This is a genomic window from Levilactobacillus cerevisiae (assembly GCF_003946245.1).
Lineage (GTDB): Bacteria > Bacillota > Bacilli > Lactobacillales > Lactobacillaceae > Levilactobacillus > Levilactobacillus cerevisiae.
In genome coordinates this window covers 25,894-43,401 of sequence record NZ_RHNN01000002.1, presented here as the reverse complement: position 1 = coordinate 43,401, position 17,508 = coordinate 25,894, and the positions used below count along the sequence as shown (strand labels likewise).

Annotated in this window: 20 protein-coding genes; 2 read left to right on the top strand and 18 right to left on the bottom strand. The window is 52.1% G+C overall.

The window, feature by feature from the left end; translation table 11 throughout:
• Window position 1: 1 nt before the first annotated feature.
• From EKM99_RS01035 to EKM99_RS00995, 9 genes are all read right to left on the bottom strand, one after another.
• Window positions 2-1,639, bottom strand: a complete 1,638-nt coding sequence (locus EKM99_RS01035; RefSeq protein ID WP_125580041.1) for a TIGR03766 family XrtG-associated glycosyltransferase — start codon at window positions 1,637-1,639, stop codon at window positions 2-4.
• On the bottom strand, window positions 1,626-2,051 hold the full coding sequence (locus tag EKM99_RS01030; RefSeq protein WP_225419742.1) for a 6-carboxytetrahydropterin synthase: 426 nt from the start codon (window positions 2,049-2,051) through the stop codon (window positions 1,626-1,628). The genes EKM99_RS01035 and EKM99_RS01030 overlap by 14 nt, the downstream gene beginning before the upstream one ends.
• 2 nt (window positions 2,052-2,053) lie before the next feature.
• Complete coding sequence (locus tag EKM99_RS01025) at window positions 2,054-3,418, bottom strand: TIGR03111 family XrtG-associated glycosyltransferase (RefSeq protein WP_125580230.1); 1,365 nt, start codon at window positions 3,416-3,418, stop codon at window positions 2,054-2,056.
• The gene (gene xrtG, locus EKM99_RS01020; RefSeq protein WP_125580036.1) at window positions 3,418-4,017 is read right to left on the bottom strand and encodes an exosortase family protein XrtG; all 600 of its coding nucleotides are present in this window, start codon (window positions 4,015-4,017) and stop codon (window positions 3,418-3,420) included. Before xrtG ends, EKM99_RS01025 begins: the two co-directional genes overlap by 1 nt.
• A gap of 57 nt (window positions 4,018-4,074) precedes the next feature.
• Window positions 4,075-5,226 (bottom strand): Firmicu-CTERM sorting domain-containing protein, encoded by a 1,152-nt coding sequence (locus EKM99_RS01015; protein WP_125580033.1) that lies wholly within the window; start codon window positions 5,224-5,226, stop codon window positions 4,075-4,077.
• Entirely contained in the window at window positions 5,154-5,963 is an 810-nt protein-coding gene (locus EKM99_RS01010) for an SWIM zinc finger family protein (protein ID WP_125580031.1), read from the bottom strand. The genes EKM99_RS01015 and EKM99_RS01010 overlap by 73 nt, the downstream gene beginning before the upstream one ends.
• A 529-nt stretch (window positions 5,964-6,492) precedes the next feature.
• Window positions 6,493-7,983, bottom strand: coding sequence for a hypothetical protein (locus EKM99_RS01005; protein ID WP_125580029.1), 1,491 nt, complete (start codon window positions 7,981-7,983; stop codon window positions 6,493-6,495).
• Window positions 7,984-8,088: 105 nt separating this feature from the next.
• On the bottom strand, window positions 8,089-8,865 hold the full coding sequence (locus tag EKM99_RS01000) for an ABC transporter permease (protein ID WP_125580027.1): 777 nt from the start codon (window positions 8,863-8,865) through the stop codon (window positions 8,089-8,091).
• 17 nt (window positions 8,866-8,882) lie between these two features.
• Window positions 8,883-9,818: an ATP-binding cassette domain-containing protein gene (locus EKM99_RS00995; protein ID WP_125580025.1), complete on the bottom strand. Its 936-nt coding sequence runs from the start codon at window positions 9,816-9,818 to the stop codon at window positions 8,883-8,885.
• A gap of 152 nt (window positions 9,819-9,970) precedes the next feature.
• Between EKM99_RS00995 and EKM99_RS00990 the strand changes: the two genes are divergently transcribed.
• Entirely contained in the window at window positions 9,971-10,489 is a 519-nt protein-coding gene (locus EKM99_RS00990) for a MarR family winged helix-turn-helix transcriptional regulator (protein ID WP_125580023.1), read from the top strand.
• Between the two features lie 200 nt (window positions 10,490-10,689).
• Here EKM99_RS00990 and EKM99_RS00985 read toward each other — a convergent pair whose 3' ends face one another.
• From EKM99_RS00985 to EKM99_RS15690, 9 genes are all read right to left on the bottom strand, one after another.
• Window positions 10,690-10,956 (bottom strand): type II toxin-antitoxin system Phd/YefM family antitoxin, encoded by a 267-nt coding sequence (locus tag EKM99_RS00985; protein WP_125580021.1) that lies wholly within the window; start codon window positions 10,954-10,956, stop codon window positions 10,690-10,692.
• Window positions 10,957-11,018: 62 nt separating this feature from the next.
• Window positions 11,019-11,600 carry a DJ-1/PfpI family protein gene (locus EKM99_RS00980; protein ID WP_225419741.1) on the bottom strand — a complete coding sequence of 194 codons (582 nt, stop codon included), beginning with the start codon at window positions 11,598-11,600 and terminating at the stop codon, window positions 11,019-11,021.
• 208 nt (window positions 11,601-11,808) lie between these two features.
• Window positions 11,809-12,612, bottom strand: coding sequence for an N-acyl homoserine lactonase family protein (locus EKM99_RS00975; protein ID WP_125580019.1), 804 nt, complete (start codon window positions 12,610-12,612; stop codon window positions 11,809-11,811).
• 18 nt (window positions 12,613-12,630) lie between these two features.
• The gene (locus EKM99_RS00970) at window positions 12,631-13,389 is read right to left on the bottom strand and encodes an acetoin reductase (protein ID WP_125580017.1); all 759 of its coding nucleotides are present in this window, start codon (window positions 13,387-13,389) and stop codon (window positions 12,631-12,633) included.
• 91 nt (window positions 13,390-13,480) lie between these two features.
• Window positions 13,481-13,945: an Rrf2 family transcriptional regulator gene (locus EKM99_RS00965; RefSeq protein WP_125580015.1), complete on the bottom strand. Its 465-nt coding sequence runs from the start codon at window positions 13,943-13,945 to the stop codon at window positions 13,481-13,483.
• A 10-nt stretch (window positions 13,946-13,955) separates the two neighbouring features.
• Entirely contained in the window at window positions 13,956-14,531 is a 576-nt protein-coding gene (locus tag EKM99_RS00960; RefSeq protein WP_125580013.1) for an NAD-dependent epimerase/dehydratase family protein, read from the bottom strand.
• Window positions 14,532-14,811: 280 nt separating this feature from the next.
• Window positions 14,812-15,639: a hypothetical protein gene (locus EKM99_RS00955; protein WP_125580011.1), complete on the bottom strand. Its 828-nt coding sequence runs from the start codon at window positions 15,637-15,639 to the stop codon at window positions 14,812-14,814.
• A gap of 200 nt (window positions 15,640-15,839) precedes the next feature.
• The gene (locus EKM99_RS00950) at window positions 15,840-16,532 is read right to left on the bottom strand and encodes a hypothetical protein (protein WP_125580009.1); all 693 of its coding nucleotides are present in this window, start codon (window positions 16,530-16,532) and stop codon (window positions 15,840-15,842) included.
• Between the two features lie 280 nt (window positions 16,533-16,812).
• Window positions 16,813-16,950 (bottom strand): hypothetical protein, encoded by a 138-nt coding sequence (locus tag EKM99_RS15690; protein WP_164511470.1) that lies wholly within the window; start codon window positions 16,948-16,950, stop codon window positions 16,813-16,815.
• A gap of 122 nt (window positions 16,951-17,072) precedes the next feature.
• On the opposite strand from EKM99_RS15690, the gene EKM99_RS00945 reads away from it, so the two are divergent.
• Window positions 17,073-17,480, top strand: coding sequence for a hypothetical protein (locus tag EKM99_RS00945; protein WP_125580007.1), 408 nt, complete (start codon window positions 17,073-17,075; stop codon window positions 17,478-17,480).
• The last annotated feature ends 28 nt before the right edge of the window (window positions 17,481-17,508 follow it).

Genomic DNA, 17,508 nt, shown 5'->3' with positions numbered 1-17,508 from the left:
TCTATTTAACTGACTTCACCGAACCAACCGAATCCTGCTTCACGGGTTCTTCACCCGGCCGATCCGCCGCAATCGCCGCGGCCAGCTTTGCCTGGTACCAATTGACCAGGCGCATGACGTTGGCCACTGCGCGGTCCCACGAGATGGTGGCGAGCAGGAGCAGAATCGGCAAATACTGAATGATGTACCGGCTCCGGCCACCTTCAAACAGGAGCAGGAAGGCAAAGCCCCCGACCATCGACAGCCGCAGAATTTGAATGACCCGGCGTTCGGGTCCGAAGCCCAGTGCAATGATCGTTAGTAGCGTGATCCACCACAACTGGGCCGCAAACCGGAAGTCAGCGATGTGTCTCCCGTACAGGTAAATGAAGTTCTTGAGCTTGTTGGTGATGCCCTTGTTATTGGGCTTTTGATTTTCCAGGAAGAAGTGTCCTTCCTTTAACCAGCCAAAGGTCCCGTCAGCGGTGTTATTGCGCTGCTTCATGACCAGAAATTTCAGGTACCCGACTGGTCCTAACTTCTTCAAGCGTTTCTTCAGCATCATCACGGAGTAGTCCGTCTTCTGCTGCTTAGTTGGCAAGAACGTCATTTCAACGGCTTGCCACCAACTGTAGCCCCCTTGACCGTAGACCCCCATCGCTGCAAAGTGAATGGCCGGGATGGCGCGGGATTTATCAATCTGAATGTACGTTTGATTTTCAACTTTATGATTCACGTATTGATAGGTCTCGTAGCCGCTACGGCCAACGAAGAGGACCATGGCAAAGGCAATAAACAACGCCTCCATGTGCAAATGTTTGTGATTGACCATCGCCATTAAAATTTCAATAATGACAATCGCAATCACCGGAATAATTGATGATGGCTTCATGAAATACGTCAGCATCACGGTAATCCCAAAACCGTTGGCGGCTGACGCCCGAATCAGGGAATGAATCGTGGACTTTCGCATCACGAAGTAGCAGAGCATGTAAAACGACACCAACGGCAGTCCCCAGGCATCAGTATAGGGCATGATAATGCTGGGAAAAACCGCCAACCAGCCAACCTGAATGTACATGGCAGCGCCCAGCGCTTTTTTCTTCAGGACCCAGACGCTCGCCAAGTTACAGATGGCTGACAAGTCCACGAAGAATAAGGTGATGAAGTCAAAGAATTCCCAAGTGGTTTGATTAAAGGTCGTTGAGATCCAGTGCATGAACAGCATGATGGGCAAGTTGTTTTGGTTCAGGCTGAAATAAGACGTGATGTCCGGGTCCAAGACACTGCTGGGATCCGTCGCCGTATGCAGCAACATCCCCGAGTCAAACCCACTGTTGGGGTGCACGAAATAAACAAAGAAAATCTGTCCAATCAGCACCATCACCAGCAGAATCGTGCCGGTCCGCAGCCGTTGCGTGATGAACACCCGGACTAGCCAGGCGTGGGCCCGCGGATAGGCGTAGTTTGCGATGGCGATGACCACCAGCCCAATCACCAACCCGGTCGTGAGCATCGTGGTACTGGTCCCAAACGTATTGTTGTCACCCAAGATAATGTTGGGCGACGTGACGGCGAAGAACAGGGTCAGAAAAAACAGGACGCGCCAAAAGAGGTTGATCACTGCTTGACTGAACCGATAGAATCTACGCATCGCCATTCCCCTGCTTCGCCACCTCGGCTGCGACTTCCGCTTCGGTTGGGAATTTACGTTCCGTCACGTCGATGCAGAAGGACCGGGTTGGCGAGTCACTGACCTCGATGCGCAGGAGGACCGCGTTGCTCCGGCGCAGGATGCCGTCAATTTCGTTGAACAGGTATTCCGTGACATTTTCCACGGTGGGGTTGACCGTCTTGAATTCTGGCAGGTCGTTTAAATATTGCCCGGATAAGGCGTTGATGGCCTTGCCCAGGGATTTTTCGATGTCAAAGAAGGAGACCATCCCCTCAAACACGTGCAGTTCACAGACGATTTCCCAGGTGTGGTTGTGCTTCTTCCCGGTCCCGGATTTCCAGCGGACCGCGTGACTGGCGTTCACGTATGATTTAATTTTATAGGATCGTTGCTTCATACTCATTTTCCTTTCCGCTGCTGCCGTTTCCGTCGATACTGCTCGCGGAGCGTATGACCATCGTCACGGAGGACGGCGGTCAGTCGGTGAAATTCTTCAGAAATCCCGCGCATCCGCCAGGTGGCCTGGGTGGTCATGGCGTTAATGATGCCGACCAGCCGAATCCACGAGTTGACGAACTGGTAGATGGGCAGGGTCAGCGTCACCCACCAGAGATGCAGGTAGTAGTGCTGCTCACTGGGGTACTGGCGCAACAGGATCGCGACACTGGCAAAGTTGATCAGCGCCACGAACACGTAGAGTGAATAGATTAACAGGTAGGACATCCCCACCACCAACGTGGAATACCCGAAGGCAATCAACACGATGCTGGCGAAAGTCCAAATCATTCGGGGAAAGACAAACGTGTGATCAATCATCATCCGCCGAACCAAGAAATTGTTGAAGAAGCGTTTCAGACTGGACGACTGGGCCATGTAGTTCTCGGTGACCTCCAACTCCCCCCGTTGCCAACGCTGCCGCTGGGTGTAGAGCTCAGAGAAGCCGGAGATGGGCTCGACGTAGAAAATGGCGTCGGCACAGATGACCACCTTTTTGCCCAGCCGCGTCCGAATCTGAAAGGTCATATCGGTGTCCTCCCCAATACTGTCAATGTCGTAGAGGAAGGTTTCCATCAAGACTTCCCGGCGAAACGCGGAGAAGGCCCCCGACATGGTAAACAACTGATCCCGCGAGGACTCAATCGTTCGGCCGGAGAGAAACGCCTGCGCGTACTCGTAGTATTCATTTTTCGCCAGCATCTTGTGCCAAAGGCCCTTGACGTTCTGGACCATTTGCCACTTCGGCAGGATGGCCCCGGTCATAGCGGCGATGCTGGTGTCATTTTCAAATTGAAGCACCATGTTCTTGACGGCATTCTTTTCCAGGAGACCATCGCTATCGATGTTGATGACGTAGATGCCGATGCTCTCGTAGATGGCGGTGTTCAGGGCCCGCGCCTTTCCCTTATCCGTGTTGACGTAGCGCAGGATTAATTCGGGAAACGTGTTCTGGGCCTTGGCGTAGGCGCCGAAGCTGTCGTCGGTACTCTGGTTATTGGCCAGGATTACCTGCATGGCACTCTTGGGATACGTTTGTTCATTGATGGAGCGGATACACTCAAATAAGGTGTCCTCGGAATTGTAAACGGGCACGATAATCGTGACCCATGGCCATTTTCCGGGTGGCACTAGTTTGGGCTGGTGGAGGTGCAGGCGCATTAATTTTATCGTGGAAACGATTGCGGGAATAATTTCCACGATAATCGGTATCAGCGCCCACGTAATCCAGAATCCCATTCTGGTCAGTGCTAGATTGATCCAGTACATCACAGTTTATCGTGCCTCCAATCGATAAATTCCCGATACAGTCCTTGCGCCAACTGAGAATAGGTAAAGACGTTGTAGTACAGGGCAATAATCAGGCCGTAAAAGATGAGGCGGCCCAGGATGGAATGGGCCAGGAAGAAGGTCTCCCCGCCGCCAAAGTGGACGAAGGTAATCACCACGCACAGGCGCAACACGTTAATGGCAAAGATGTACAGTAGGCCAAATACTGAGTAGAACACCTTTTCACGCCGCTTGTACATCGGGAAGAACGCCACCAGCGCCACGAACGCACAGGTTTCAATGATGCCAGAACATTCGTAGTCAATCGACATGATGACGGAGTTGCCGGAGTTTGAGATGTAAACGAGTCCCATCTTGTACATAATGGTGCACCATTGCGTCACATCATTGAATAAGGCGACCCCGTGAATGACTGCGTGGGTGAAGAACCAGACCCAATACGGCCGGCTAATCGCTGTCAGGATAAAGAAGAGTCCGGCACTCCCCGCAATAAAATAATAGGCGGATAGCCGAGCTCGTTTTAACACTGATAGGATATACAGCCACACCACGATTCCCAGTAGAATACTTACTCTCATCAATACCAGTCCTATTAGTTAACTTGTCAAACGAATGCGGTCACAGCGACACCTTGCTCACTTACCTGACATCTGGTCCTGCCGGCGTTTCAGTTTACCCGACTTGCGGAGTCGCCAGTAACCGAAGCCCGCGATGAGCACGCCGATTCCGGCGATCACGTAGGGACCCGTGGACCCACCGGCAACGGTGACCTTTTCGTTCCCAATACTAGCATTATTCATGGTAATGGTTTGTCCAGTCATGCTTGAGAGCTTTAGCTTACCGGTGTCAATTTCAAATTCGATAATGCTATGACCCTCACTATCGCTCGACACATAACCCACGCCGACCTTACCATAGTCAGCATTAGCATTGTAATCCTGTTCCGTATTACCGGCATAGAAGTTAACCTCGGTTGCCTCACCATTCTTAACGATGGTATCTGGAATGTCAGTAGCCCAAGCCCAAATCTGTTTGCCATTGAACTCAAACTTGTAGCCGACTTTGGGAACCTGGCCATACTTCATCTTGGCGAAAACATAGACCTTGTCACCGTCACTCACCATTGCTGTGTATCCACCATAGCCCTCAGTCAACGTGACGTTTTTCCAGTCTTCATACTTGCCGTCAATCTTAATATTCAAATTATCATTATCGTTATTGGCATTGTTATCGGTAGTCGTCGTGTCCTTGGAACTGGACTCAGCCTTCCCATTGATCACACCGGACGTCGCCGTGACATCAGCGCTAACGTCCTTGTTGCTCAAATCGTCAACCGTCGTAGTAGCTGTTCCCCCAACGTTAGGGTTAGTCATTGATACTTTTTCACCGTTGTCAGAACTAGTGAGGCCAAACATACTCAGGTCAACCCGGAATTCAGCAATACTATGCGTCCCATCGTTAGTGATATACCCCTTAGCGACTGTCCCATATTGGTCCCCAGTATTATAGGTCCCACCACTAAACGTAATAGGTTTGATATCCCCTTTGGCCACCGTGCTCGGAATATTACCAGACCAAACATGATAGGTCTTATTGTTAATGGTAAAAATGTAATCCCCATAACCAGGTACCTGACCGTATTTCATGTTCACGTAAACGTCAACGTACTTGCCATTACTCTCCATAGCAAATGTCGCTTCATTATTGCCAGTCGTTAAATTCGCGTTATCCCAATCCGAAAACTTACCATCAATTGTGATGTTGTCACTAGCCTGTGCCGTAACCATTGGAACATTTGGCGACGCAAGGTCAGGTCGGCTTGCTGGACGATTTGTTCCCAGGCATCCACACACTCTTGCACGATGATCATCGTTTCGCCATCGGAATCGTCGATGTCTAAATTGGTTACCCGCTCAGCCACGACCGCCACCACGTCAAAGGCCAGCCCCAAGCGTTGGTCGATGATCATCTTCTGGACGTCCCCTTGCATAAAGTCCGCCACATCATTGCCAAAGGCCCTTGCCGCGCGATAATCAATGAAGCCAGAGCGGTCCATGTGTGATTGGAACAGGCTGGTGATGAGCAAGCGGTACTCCAGCAAAGCCTCCTTGCTGGCAGCCGGACTGACCATGGTTTTAAACTGCTGGGCCAACCGACCGTCAGCCGTCAGGACTCGCGTCAAAAAGTCGCGCACCTGTTGGTCACTCGCATTTGCCACCAGCGTACTGACCGTCGACGTTGCTTTGCCGGTTGGCTGGTCGGTGTCGTCGGCCGCTGACTCCCAGGTGAATAAAACCGCCGCCATGTGTTTGCAATACTTACCCTCCGCGGCGTAGGGACAGGTACAATCGCCCTGCACGAAACGACCACCGCTGATTTCTATGCTGACCTGGTACGTCGTGGAGCCCGTGACCACGCCGGTGATGCGGGTAGGTGTTTGCTTAAATTGACTAACCAAGCCGCGTTGATAGTAATCGTATCCCCGATTGAGAATCTGAGATTGAAACAGTGTTTCCCAGTCCATTGGCTGATCTCCTTTCGTAGCCTTGCTACTACTATATCAGATTTGCGGGTCCACCGCGTACTCATGAAAAATGATTTAGCTGAGCGATGACGTCTGAAAATTCCGCGGATCTTTTAAGCAGGTCTAATTGGCAACTAAAAAGGTTAAAGGTTAAATTGTTGGTATAGCCCGCTACATAGTAAGGATATAACACTGGATATTGACGGCACGGTCTAAACCAGCTGGCCTACCGTTTACCAAATTTAGGCTGTATCAAACCATGGTAGCCAAACGTTGCCAGTCCAGCGGTTGTCACGGCAATGTCATCTTAAAGAACACTCCTAACCGGAGGAGGCCAGAGGTGGAGGCAGCTGTGGCGACGACGTTAGCTGAGTGTTCTTCTCAGGTTACGTCGTGGGACGCGTTTGGAGACTGACGACCTTTGGCAGGCTTCAAACCGAGCCGGAGGACCGCTCCCCAGGCCGCAGGCGGTCCCCATAGCAGCCGGAATCTCTGGCAGCCGCAGGTGGCAATTCCAAGTCATCCGCCATTAACGCGCGGATTCAGCCAGCAACCGCACCGTGCTACAACAAATATATTCATACATGGCTCTATCTAGACCCTTGTGTAGCGCAGGCCAACTTTTAATCACGCCTTCATCGTGGAGACGGCCCAGATAGAGCTGGAAATACCGCAGGAAGGCCGGCTTGCGGTCAAACCCGTCCTCCGTTTGAAACAGGTGAATCATGGCCGCTTCCAAGCTGTCGCCAGACCACTGCTTGACTTGCCGGTTTAAGTCGCCCGTCATATAGCGGTGAATATTGGAAATGGCTAACTCGTAAATCAAACGGTCTTCCGCGGACAGCGCGTTGCCAAGTAATTTTGACGTATCAGCGGCCCAGTCCCGTGCCCGGAGCCGTTCCATCATGATTTGGTCCTCCGACAGCGGCTTTTTTAGGACTAATTTTATCGTTGGATCCATCAACGTGGCAACGGGTTGTAAATGCAACTGACCCAGAATTTTCTCCGCCTTGACCGCATCAATGGTGTAATTGGGCTTGGTAAAAATTTTATCAGCCAAGGCCACGCCTTCTTCATGCCACTGTGGAAACAAGTCCATGTTGTCAGGTGTGAGTGGTCCAATCGCAACGGCTCTCACAATCCCGCGATTACTGAACTTCAGCAACTTAGCATACTCGCGCGCTTGAATGAGTTCGTGGTCCAAGCAGAATTTCAAATACCAGTGAACCACCTTTGCCAAGTCAATGAGTCCCGCCGTAGTTAGGCCCTTCGCAAATGCCCAGAGGGCGCCCACGTAAATGTCAACTTGCTCCTCGGGAAAGTTGACTGACCCATGAGCCAGGCGCTCTGCCCAGCCCAACAAGGAATAGTAAATGGGGTGATCCGTCACGAATAAACCTTCAGCCAAGCGCAATTGCCCGGGATTGCGCCGTCTTGCTATCTGGTCTAAGAAGTCATTGAAATCGACATCACCGACTTCAGTCTGGGCAAACATGTTGGTCACCTCGAAAGGGGCTAGCGTCAGCGGGGCATTTGAAAAGAGTTCTGGCTTTCCCAATACCGGCTCCGCTTCCCAAGCCGCCGCGGCAATGTCCGGACGGCGTTGTTCAATGACTGCATCAAATTTAGCGGTCAAACCAAATTGGGCCAGGCCCCGTTCTTCCAGATAGTCGGCGAATAAATGCACGATTTGAACCATGCCCGTCAGTAGATTTGCGTCTTTGATAATCGCCGCAAAACCAACAAGCACCACATCAGCCAAGGACTCCGCCGTCAGTTGTTTCAGATTGCGGTGAAAGACCCGCATCTGCAAAATCACGAGACTTTGGGCAAAGTCGTTTAAGCCCTCAGAGTCAAACTGAGCTTTCGCCAATACCGTCGAATCTGTGGCAAACCCAATCACCCGTGTCAGTTCGGCATTAATTTGCTTCTCCGTGTAGGTGTGCTTACTTGCCCGGACGCTGGGAGCCCCCTGTGCTGCTTGCTCGACAGCGTTTAAGATTCCTTGATCAATATCCATAGTTTCGTCTACCCCTTTTGATTTTCATTTCCTGATTGGACGGCAAAAAAATGGTTCAGTTCCTATTGTACCAGGAATGAACCGTCTTTTTGTCATGTATTTTCATTAATTATTCCGGTTATAAGCCCAAACCGTCAGCGGCGCGAAGATCAAAACAATTCCAGTGCCAAAGACCAGCACCAACACGGCCTCGGACGTCCAACTGCCCGTCGCCAACATCTGCCGGATGGCCGTGATCACGTGGGTGACGGGGTTCAAGTTGGCAACGACCTGCATTGGCTTTGCCAAGGACTTGATGGGAATGAATGCGTTGGACACGAACGACAGGACCAGCATCGTAATCATGGAAAAGCTCTGAACCGTTGTCGCGTTTTTCGCCAGCAACCCCAGCAGGGCAAAGATCCAGGAGAGTGCCCATCCGGTGAAGATGGCGAGCAACCCACTAATCACGACCCAGCCGAAGCCAGCGGCCGGTCGCCAGCCCATCACGTAACCGGTGGCCAGCGAAGTGATTGTCGCAATCAATAGCCGCAAGCTATCAGCGAAGAGCTGTCCCGCCAACGGCGCAATGTGAGCCATCGGCAGCGATTTAAAACGGTCGAAGACGCCGGAGTCCAAGTCCTCTCTAATCTGTGAACCCGACCCGGAAGCCGCCGACAGCATCGTCTGAATCAGAATTCCCGGCACGATGGTCGGCAGGTAGGCCTGCACGCCACCCGCGATGGCGCCGCCAAACAAGTAGCCGAACATCACCATGAATAGGATGGGTTGGACCAGAACGTCCATAAATCTGTCTGGATTGTGCACTGTTTTGAGTAAATTACGGTAGGCCATGGTCGCCGTGTTCATGACCACGTTCCCGCGATGCGTTTGGATATCCATAAGCGTTAACTTCCTCTCTAATTTTTGCCAACGGTGAGATCCATGAAGACGTCATCGAGCGACGGCTCCTGAACCGTTAAATGGCTGACGCTAATTTGCGCCTGCTGCAGCGCGGTCAGCACGGGGGCGAGTTGCGTGGCCGCAGTCAGCCGTGCACTCACCCGCTGACCACTGTGCTGGACGGCGGCATGTAAGCGGTCGGCCAACAACTTTATTGCCGGATTCACCTCAGCCGGTTGTGCGACAGTGAACTGCAAGGTCGTGCCGCCCACCTGCTGTTTCAATTCCGTGGGCGTCCCAATCTTAACCAACTTGCCGTGGTCAATCACGGCGACCCGGTCGGCCAGCTGATCTGCCTCGTCCAGATATTGCGTGGTTAAGACAATCGTCGACCCCTGCGCCACCAAGTCCCGAATGGTGGCCCACATCTGCGTCCGCGTCCGGGGATCCAAGCCGGTGGTCGGCTCGTCCAGAAAAATCAGTGCCGGTCGCGTGATTAAACTAACTGCCAAATCCAAACGGCGCCGCATCCCGCCAGAAAAGTTCTTCAGCGACTTGTCGGCTGACTCAACCAGTGAAAATGTCTCTAGCAATTCCGTCGTCCGCGCTTTGGCAGCCGTGCGGGACAAGCCATTCAGTCGCGAGAAGATCATTAAGTTTTCCCGCGCTGAAATATCCTCGTCGACCGAGGCGTACTGCCCTGTCAGGCCGAACAGTGAGCGGGCCACCCGCCCTTCCTTAACGGTATCGTGACCAAAGATCTGGACGCTGCCCTGCGTGGCCTTTAGGAGTGTGGTCATCATCCGCAGAATGGTGGTCTTCCCCGCGCCGTTTGGTCCCAGCAAGCCGAAGACTTCCCCTTGCTTGACGGTGAAGGAAACGTCATCCACGACCAGTTTTTGGTCAAATTTTTTCGTTAAGTGTTGCACATCGATTGCCTGTACTTGCGTCATCCACATTACCCTCTTAGTTTTAAAATAATAGTCAGGCTACCTGACGAAAATTATTATAAGGCCCCCTGATGAATTCGTCAACACTTTTATTCAGGTCACCTGACTTTCTTTTTATTTGCCAGCAGGTATAATGGTTTTAGGAGGTATCACCCATGCCCAATTTACTGAAACAAAAGAACGCTGCTGGCAAGCTGATTGAATTCGGCATGGTCCAGCATATAGCGGATGAAATGGCTCACCACGGCCACCCGCGCCGGGGAGAACGGCAATCCATGTTCCAGGGCCAAGGCAAGATTTTACTGGCACTGTCCCAGGCGGATGGCTTGTCGCAAAAGGAATTAGCCGCCCGCTTAAATTTAACGGCGCAATCCACCGCTGAATTTGTCAATAAGCTGGTCAAAAAAGACTTGGTCACCAAAGAAAAGTCAACGACCGATCGCCGCAAGACCATCATTCGACTGACTGACCAGGGCCGGGAAACGGCAACCGCAGAGTCCGCGAAGGTGCCAGAATTTCTAAACGTCTTGTCCGACGAAGAACTGGACCAGTTGAGCGCCATTCTCACCAAGCTAAACGAAAGCCTGTACGACGAGATTGCGAAAACCGATCCGACCTGGTTTAATAAATTTCAACGGAATATGTCTGACCACCTGCGAGACTGGTTCTTGTAGGGACGGCGCTGGACTAGTGATAGCACCATGTTAGAACATTAAAAAAGCACGCCTCCTTATTTCTGGGGGCGTGCTTTACTGTCTTCCAGTTTCATTTTGAATGAGCGCCATCGACTCTTCATGGTTTGGACTAGGCACCATATTTCGATTGAGCTGGATGCGTTTGTTCTTTCTGGACATTCATCACGCATTTCTAAATCTCACAACTCATGCCAATCGACATCATCAATCTCAAAAAAATCATCCCCGCCACTCTGCCTGCGTTCACGAACCCTGGCCAGAACGCCAGCATTTCCGAGGTAAAGCGTCTCCTGGAGAGCATCCCAGTCCGCTTTACTGACGAGCACCGCAGCTGATTTTCCATTGCCATTAGCTGGTGCAATTAGGATTGGCTTCTGTTGCCGGTTAACGGCTTGGATGAGGCCATAAAGATTCTTCCGCGCGTTTTGCGGCGTTAATTTTTCCACAAGACCACACCTTTCTCAGTCACTTCAACGGTCATTCTCATCCCTGAAAATGATAAGTCAGCTCATCCGCCGTGTACGGTCGGTCGGTCTGTCCGGGCTGGTTCCAGGAACCGATCACCTACCGGAATGTCACAGGCTCGGGCCGCCGCGACGGCGAACTCCCGGAAGAACTGAAAACTGGCGGTCACGATGCCATTATCTAAGACGCCGGGTTGGCGTACCAAGTTTTCCTTTGGAATAAAGGGGTTCTTCGCATAGGTCTCTTCAAAAATACCGCCAGTGAACTGCGTGTCGGCTAACAGGCTGGCCTTCGCCAGCAGAATTGGTGAACTCGACATGGCCGCGACAATTGGCCGCTTAGTGACACCGACCAGTTGCGCTAAGAACGCCGCGTTCCGTGGGTCGCTTAACGGTACGTGGTAGTCGTCAATCCCCGGCAAGATGAGTAAGTCGGCATCTAGTGGATTCACTTGCGAAAATGCCTGCTGTGCCATGACCTGTAGTCCGTCCTCTCCCGCATACAGCTTGGCATCCGCCCCCACCGTGCTGACCTGCCAGTCTTCTTCAAACGCCAAGATTTCCGTCAACGCCGCAATTTCAAAGTTACAAAAGCCTGGATACAACATCACCAAACATTTTTTCATGCTACCATCGCCTTTGTTTACTCTAAAGTATACGCTTACTTGGGGGCTACACGGATGGTAAACCTCTACAACTGAAAAAACGACCGTGACCGCCGTCACAATCGTTTTTCGTCTCTTGATTTAACTTGTTAAAACGTATGCCAGAAGGTAGTTGATTTCAGTTGTCAGCCTTAATGCTCGCCAGCTAACCGCCTTTCGTCCCACTCTCTCAAACCGTCAACACGCCTTCCCGTACCTGGCGATCATGATTAAAAATCACCCGGTCACACCGCGGGTCGGCCGCGCAGGCTTGGACCCAGCCTAGTGCCGCCATTTCTTGAGTGGCACTGGTTAGAATGCCGGGTAAAATGAGCTTGGTCAAATTCAACTGGTCGTAGCCCACGTCACTGGCCAGCAGCACGTAATGGCCGTCGTCGCCAGTCACCTTGACCGTCATCAGCCCAGTGGAATGGCCGGGCGTCAGGATCAGCTCAATCCGACCGTCGTTGAACAGGTCCCACGACCAGCCCAACGGTCCGTGGTGCGTCCGTTGATAGGGAATCGCCGTCATCTGTAGACCCGCCCACATCCGTTTGACGTAGCGCGGATTGAACCGGTCGTTGCCAGCGGCCAGTTCCCGACCACTGACGTACACCGGCCGCGTGGGATTCACGTCCAGCAGCCCGCTAACGTGATCGGTGTCCAAATGACTCATCAACACGCTGTTGAGGTCGCTGGTCTGAATCCCCCGCCGCTGCAGGTGCTCGGTCACAGACCAGCCAGCAGGCAACACCGGCTTGGCAGCGAAACGCGTTAGCCCCAACTCTTGGACGGGATGCCGCCGAACGTTTTGGCTCCAGCCGGCATCCACTAAGATGGGACCGTTGGGGTGTTCAATCAGGTAGCTGGACACCGGCAACACCACCTGGTGCTCCCGCCCGCGCCCCAGTCCCAGGGGTAGCCGCGAGGAATTTCGAAACGGTGTGGCTTCGTCCACCCGAACCAGTCCCGTATGCCAGATTGAAATTTTCATCACGCTGCGCCTCCTGTGCTATTTGTAAATGACCCCGCCGTCGGCCACAATGGCTTGTCCTGTAATGTAATCGGCCTTTTCACTCGCCAAGAAGGACACGACCTGCGCCACGTCTTCGGGCTTTTCTGGTCGCCGCAACGCGATTCGTTGGGACCCGCGTGCAATCTCTTCTTCAACCGTGGTGCCATTCTGTTCGGCATAGTTCTGCAAAATGGCGTCCATCATGGGCGTTTCCACGTAGCCAGGACAGTAAGCGTTGACGGTGATCTGGTCGCCACCCAATTCCTTGGCGGCCCCCTGCGTCAGTGAGCGCACGGCAAATTTAGTTGCGGAGTAGCCGCTGTGTTTTTCGGCCACGGAATAGGCGCCAATCGAGGCGGCGTTGATGATCTTCCCGTGGGAACCTTGCCGTTTGAACTGGGCGGCCGCAGCTTGAATGCCGAATAGCACGCCCTTCACGTTGACGTCGAACAGCGCCTGAAAATCGTCCTCCGCCATGTCTTCCAGCATGATTTCCTTGGTGATCCCAGCGTTGTTAATCATGACGTCTAGCTGACCAAAGTCCTGGACGACCTGGTCCACCAACTGGAACACGGCGTCGTGATTCGCCACGTTGACGCGGTAAGCCCGCGCGTTACTCAGCTCGTCAGCCGTCGCCACCGCGCTGTCGTAATCCATATCGGCAATTGCCACCTGAAAGCCATCCGCAACCAACTGACTGGCAATCGACTTGCCAATCCCCTTGCCGGCACCCGTAATAATCGCAACTTTTGTCATCTGAAACGTCCTCCTTCAAAATTCATGTAATCAAACAACTACTAAAATTCCTGTAATCAAACAACTACTAAAATTCCTGTGGCCAAATAACCTACAGTTGGCGCCAATCCACGACGCCGGTCTCATAACTGCCTGCTTCCAGAAAACTGCTCAGCGGCACCTGCTTCAACGACGCGGCATAGGCATCGTGAGCGGCCGTGAACGCGTCCACCGCAATGTCTTCACTGCGTTGAATGTGGGCGGCATCCCCGGGAAAAATCTTCGCCGCCAGATGGAGCGTCGGCAACGTTAACGTGTCCAGGTCGTCCAGCGCCGCACAGACGTCGTAGAGCGTGATGTCCGCCACGCTCTTGTGAATGACGAAGCCGCCATCCTTGCTGGCAACCGATTCGATGAGACCCGCCATCACCAATTTACGCAGAATCTTTTTCAAATAAGAATCGGAAACTTCTAGGCGCTGGCTCAACAGTTGGCTCTTCAGCGGTGCGTGTTCCGTCTGGACGGCCATCATCAAGATGACGTAAATGCCCTGTTCAATACTCTTGCTAATTTTCATAATGTCCTCACTATTTCGCTAATAATTCGTTTAATAAAGTCATCACAACGGTGTCCACTTTTACCGGTCGGAGACTAGGAATGACCGCACCCAGGACCCGTAAGAGCGGCACGAAGCGGGTCATTTGGTCCTTGCGTCCAGCGCCATAGACCAGCGTCGGTTCGACGACGGCCAGTGGCGTGGGGCTGGATTGGAGTTCCTGAATCAGGTCCCGTTTGGTGGCCACGAATGCCTTGGGGCCCAGCTTACCGCCGATGAAGCCCATGGCGGTGGGGTGGTACTGGTCCGCCAGTCGTTGCATGAATTGGGCCGGCAGTCGGTTGAAGTCCGCCAACTCTTGCGGATCATCCTTGGGACCACCAACCAGGTCGACGATGTAATCGACCTGGGCCGGCAACGCGTCATCGGCCAGCTGGGGCCGTAGTAAGTCAACCGCCACCCCGTGTACACCGGGAAGGTCTAAGCGAGTGGCGCCCGAACGCGAGAGTACCCAGAATTCTGTATCAGCAACGCGGGAACGCCACGCCTTAACGAGCTCCCGGCCAATGTAACCACTGCCGCCTAATAAAACAATATTTTTTGTCATGAACTGGCCTCTTTCCTAAGACTTTTATTATCCACGGATAGTATATATCCATGGATATGGTAAGTCAAGGGATTATTTTTATTTCCGTCAATTGCATGAAAAACAATGTAAGACGGGACAGAAACGCTATCAAAATTAAGGCATTAGCGCCAAAAAAAGCCCTAACGACTCTGAAATGACTCAGAACTGTTAGGACTTTTTAGCTTGCCCGCGTGATCACCGACTCGGTAGTCCACGCAAGCACCGTGACCGGACATGTCTCCAGGAAGGACAAACCAGGTTAGTTTCCGTATTCAATCTCACCAAAGTGATACGCCTTGCCATTGACGGTGTAATTGGTCCAACTGGCAATCGCATCAAACGTGTCATCGACCGGGAGAATGCCCAAGCTCCCCGTCGTCTGTTGGTTTGTAATCGTCAACCGGTAGTGATTCTTACTGAGCTTCCGGTTTGGAAGGCCCTGTAACGCCTTGTTGTAATCGACCTTGGTCGTGTTCCCCTTCACCGTCACCTTGGACACCTTCACGGAGCTGGTCGGCTTGTACACGTTCGTTGTGTCAGCCCACCGGGAGCCGAATAGGTACCTGTCTTTGGCCATTGCAGCCTTGCTGTAGTATTGCAGGTAATTATCCAGTGTCAGGTAGAAGCCGGCCGTTGGTGCCGCTTTGGTATTCGTGCTGTTGGCCGTATACCCTTTACCTGCCAAAAAAACTTGGGTGCGGATCGGCGCCTTTAGGCTGACCCGTTTGAAATTCGCCTTGGTAAATGGAATCGTGGCCATATCCTTGTACTTCAACGTCTTCGCCCGTTTGTAATTAACCACGCCGTACGTGAACATCGCTGTCGTCTTCACGCCACCGTTGCCATCGTCCGATGATAGGGTGCTCCCAACCGCCAATAGCGTATTCTTCTTCACCTTGACCTGTTTGTATTTGCCATTGGTCTTCTTGGAAATGCCCACGTACATGGCCTGCTTGGTCCGCACGTAGCCAACGTTGCCGGACAAATACTTGCCGCTAGTCGTGGCGGCGTTGGCCGTCGTTGCCCCAATCCCCGTGACAGCCAGGCCAACCACTGCGGCCAGCCACCATTGCTTCTGTCTGTTCATGTAATCTCCTCCAGTTTACTTGTTAGTATACACTATGAGGTTTATAAGGCCGTGTCAAACGGGTTACAATTCTACATATATAGTCTTCTCAAACTGGAGACATACCGATCAAGCCAAAATAAAAAGCACCGCCATCTCCCGGATGACTGGTGCTTCACTCCCCTTACTTCAGTGACCATTGTGCTTTACTAGTTCCCCAACTAGTCAGCGGCTTTGAATTGACCACTGGTTAAGGCAGATGCCAGAACCCAGCCTTGACCCTTAACGTAGCTAAACGTCTGTGTCTTCTTGGCTGAATTTTTGAGTTTCAGTTGTTTCGTAACTTTGTAAGTCGTGCCCGCCTTTAAGTTACCCTTGGCTGTCAGCGTTGCGGTTGGACGATCAGCGGCAATACTTGCTTTGTAAACTACTGGCTTGGCATCCTTGGTATGTACCGTCTTGGCTGCCTTGAAGAAGTTGGAAGAAACGATTGTGTAGCTGGTTGACTTGGCTTTCACACCATCAGCCGCCTTGAATTTGCCGGCGGTTAACTTGCTGGCAACAACCCAGCCTTGGCCCTTAACGTAGCTGTACTTCTGCGTCTTGGTGTTCAACTTGAGCTTGGCTTGCTTCGTCACTTTGTAAGTCGTGCCGGCCTTTAAGTTGCCCTTGGCCGTCAGCGTCATAGTTGGACGATCAGCAGCGATGCTGGCCTTGTAAACCACTGGCTTGGCATCCTTGGTGTGGACCGTCTTGGCCTTCTTGAAGAAGCTGGAAGAAACGATGGTGTACGTTTGGCTCTTCTTGGCGGACGTGGTTACCGCGGTAGTAGTGCTCTTAGCGGACGCTGGTACGGCCAGTGCCATGGGTGCAACCAATCCTAAAACTGTCATCAAAACTAAAGATTTTTTCATATGCTCGACTCCCCTATCCAAAAGATTACAGCTATCATACAAATATTACAGAACTATGTCAATGGAATTTCGACTGTAATATATTAAGATACTCTAAAAGGCACAATGTTTTAGGGGAGTGACCACTTGCTCACTAGGCGACGGATTGCTAAGTGCCGGTGTTTCAAGGATGTACACTGATTTTTAGAAAATTTCGGCCTAATATTTAGCCAATCAGCATGACTTGAGCAGTCGGATAAAACTAGTTTTGCCGACCTGATAGTGATAAAGATTCTCATCTTCACAGTAATCTGACACTTTTGCCGGCTGTTGTTCCCGCAATCGACTGGAGCGTCACCAAGACCAAGATTCTCAAGCCGAATTCAGTTGGTATCTCCCGGTATTTCCCGGCGACCTCTGGCATCTCCCGTTCGGGCATCTAAAGCCATTTACAAGGCTTGCGCGCTAATTGCCAGCAATGCATAGTCCCGTAATCCTTTCATGCTATACTGGTAGTGGCAAGGGGCTATTTACCAGGTTAATCTTAGGGAGGACGAACCAATGTCACACAAATTAATACCACTCATCATCGGCGTTCCGACGTTGTTGACTTTAGGCGGCTGCACCACCATCAGTACGGGGACTCATGGCAGCGACTACCTAAAAATTTATAACGCGAAGAACCAGCAGATTTACGCTGTCACGGGGAAGCAGAGCAGGACCATCGTTGCTCGCATCCCCCAAAATTACAATAATCTTTCAAAGCAAAAGATTCCAGCGAACGCGCGTCCCAGCTACCGTTACGTCATGCACCACGCTAAGCACGACGTTAAATTAACCATCCAGGTTTACGCCAACACGCGGTATGCCAAGCTCTCCGGCGTTCCGGTGGTTGGCGGCGGTGTCGTGAAGCTTAACCAGAAGAACTATCACAAGTTGAGCCATCCACAGAAATATATGACGGACTAAACAAGAAGGTCAGTCGCCAAGGAATCTC